Origin of the sequence: Paraburkholderia humisilvae (genome assembly GCF_902859855.1) — a bacterium.
Taxonomy (GTDB): domain Bacteria; phylum Pseudomonadota; class Gammaproteobacteria; order Burkholderiales; family Burkholderiaceae; genus Paraburkholderia; species Paraburkholderia humisilvae.
This window is the reverse complement of the sequence record NZ_CADIKH010000282.1, coordinates 1-2,019: the sequence shown is the minus strand read 5'-3', so window position 1 is coordinate 2,019 and position 2,019 is coordinate 1. Positions and strand designations below refer to the sequence as shown.

Sequence of the window (2,019 nt, the reverse complement as noted above, 5' to 3'; positions counted from 1 at the left end):
GCCTATGCGGACCTCAATAATGTTCCATTTTGGCCCTTGCATACGGTCAGTTCGCAAGGGTCGATCTTAGTTTGCTGACGTTTCACTGGGCGGGACGCGTTCATTTCATTCTCTTATCGTCCAACCTTGGCTTCGCGCGTCCAATGCGCGAACAGGGTCGGGCGCCGCGTCTTAAGCCGCCGAAACTAATCTCATGCCCCCAGCTTGTGCGTTCAGAGTTTCTTGTATTTGTGTTGAGCCCAACGCACAACGAATGAATCCAGTCCACGTAAGGCCCCACGAAGTGCGGAAGGCTGGAACCGCCCGTAGTAGCGAACCCAGCCCGGAAGCACTGGCGGCTTCGACGAGCTCAAGGTCATTGCGGCTGTGCAACCGCCACCGAAGCTTCCGCAACCGCATCGATTTGGCCGCATTGCCGAGGAAATCTTAGCGTTGCACCGGGTACTCGATCCCGCACACGCATGTGCGGCGCACGCTCACTGCGCGCCGATCTCGATCAGGTACGCGAGCTGGACGGCGCCGAAGTCATTGCCCGTCACGATCGCAGTTACGATCGCGGCGCGCAAATCGAAGAGCCTGCGTACATCGAGACGCTTGTCGGCGTCAAACATGAAGCGCGTCATCATCGCCGCATGGACCGCCTGGCCAAGGCTGCGCTTGCCAGCAAGGACCTGTCGCGCCGTGCGGCCGAGTGCAATGCAAACCTTGGCACCATCACGGCGACGTTGCTGCGGCTGCTCGAACGCTACGGCGCGGCACAATTGCAGCCCGCAATCGACGATGCGCTCGAAAGCGGCGTGCCGCACCCGTACGCTGCGCGCGTGGCGCTGGAGCGCCGCAGTGAAGCGCGCCCGCTGCCGCCGCCGCTTGCTGTGTGCTTGCCGCCGCACGTAAGCCAGAAGGACACGCCGGTTCGACCCCACCGGCTCGATACCTACGATCAACTTGCCGGAGGCTCCGTTGAGCTCGCTTGAATCATCGCGCACACGCGCGCAGGAATTGCGTTTGCACGGGCTGCTTGCACACTGGCCCGGGGTTGCGCAGGAGTCATGGGTCGCGCCGCCCGTGGAGTGTGACGAAGACGAGCGAGCACACGTCGCTCGCTTGAGCGGTGCACCAAGGAGGCGAATCTGGGCGGCTTCAAAGCCCTGTGCGACTTCGACTGGAGTTGGCCGTCACGGTGTGATCGCGGCGCCATCAAAGAACTGATGACGCTCGGGTTTATGAAGGACGCCGCCAGCGTCGTGCTCATCGGTCCAAACGGCATGGGCAAGTCGAAACTGGAGAAGAACGTCGCACATCAGGCACTCGTGCATGGACACACGGTACTGTTCACCACCGCCGGCAATATGCTGGGCGAACCCGCTGCGTTCGATAGCGATTCAACGCGGCGCCGGCGCCTGCGTCGCACCATCGTCACAACGAATCGACCGTTTGTCGAATGGCACGAGGTGTTCCGGTGTTCCCCAACGCCGCCTGTGTCGTGTCGCTCGTCTATCATCGCGTGCATCACGCCGAGGTCATCTCGATCGAAGGCGAATCGTATCGCCTCAAGGAAGCGCGTGAATGGGCCGACAAACGCGCCCTTCAGCGCAGTCCCGGCAAATCTGCAAAGGGAGGTGGGTGGTCGAGAAATCCCCGCCGCTACCTTCCGGTCAAACGTGCGCCTTAATAAGCTTCATCGTCCCCGAGGAATGGACGCCCGAACAAGCGCTCGCCGTGTTTGAATTGCTCGACGACCTGCGTGAAGTGATCTGCGCGCGCTATCTGTCCGACATGCAGGAGGTCCTGCGCCAAGATCGCCGGCAACGCGAGCCGCCGTTCAACGAGCACGACCCGCCGTTCTGATCAACGCTGCGCATACAACGAAAGGGGCCCGCGCGGCCCCTTTGTACTTGAGTAAACCGCTCAACCTTGCGCCGTCGTTTAGTGCCGCTTTTACACCGGCGCTAACACTCCTGCAAGCCTACTCCAGGGGCCCGCCCTCATCTTCAATAAAGCATCGCTCACGCAACCGCT

Annotated in this window: 3 protein-coding genes and 1 pseudogene; 3 read left to right on the top strand and 1 reads right to left on the bottom strand. The window is 61.5% G+C overall.

Annotation, left to right across the window (positions count from 1 at the left end; genetic code table 11):
• Nucleotides 1-212 precede the first annotated feature (212 nt).
• Nucleotides 213-359, bottom strand: a complete 147-nt coding sequence (locus HV796_RS46370) for a group II intron maturase-specific domain-containing protein (RefSeq protein WP_217478229.1) — start codon at nucleotides 357-359, stop codon at nucleotides 213-215.
• Between the two features lie 102 nt (nucleotides 360-461).
• On the opposite strand from HV796_RS46370, the gene HV796_RS41895 reads away from it, so the two are divergent.
• The 3 genes and pseudogenes from HV796_RS41895 (at nucleotide 462) to HV796_RS41885 (ending at nucleotide 1,848) form a co-directional block, all read left to right on the top strand.
• Nucleotides 462-974 carry a hypothetical protein gene (locus tag HV796_RS41895; protein ID WP_175233498.1) on the top strand — a complete coding sequence of 171 codons (513 nt, stop codon included), beginning with the start codon at nucleotides 462-464 and terminating at the stop codon, nucleotides 972-974.
• A pseudogene (locus tag HV796_RS41890) lies at nucleotides 961-1,672 on the top strand (ATP-binding protein). Before HV796_RS41895 ends, HV796_RS41890 begins: the two are co-directional and overlap by 14 nt.
• Entirely contained in the window at nucleotides 1,624-1,848 is a 225-nt protein-coding gene (locus tag HV796_RS41885; RefSeq protein WP_175233497.1) for a hypothetical protein, read from the top strand. The pseudogene HV796_RS41890 and the gene HV796_RS41885 overlap by 49 nt, the downstream one beginning before the upstream one ends.
• Nucleotides 1,849-2,019: the final 171 nt, after the last annotated feature.

Excerpts from the sequence above, each read along its gene's own strand:
- HV796_RS46370 (WP_217478229.1), bottom strand. The coding sequence starts at position 359 with ATGACCTTGAGCTCGTCGAAGCCGCCAGTGCTTCCGGGCTGGGTTCGC.
- HV796_RS41895 (WP_175233498.1), top strand. The coding sequence starts at position 462 with ATGTGCGGCGCACGCTCACTGCGCGCCGATCTCGATCAGGTACGCGAG.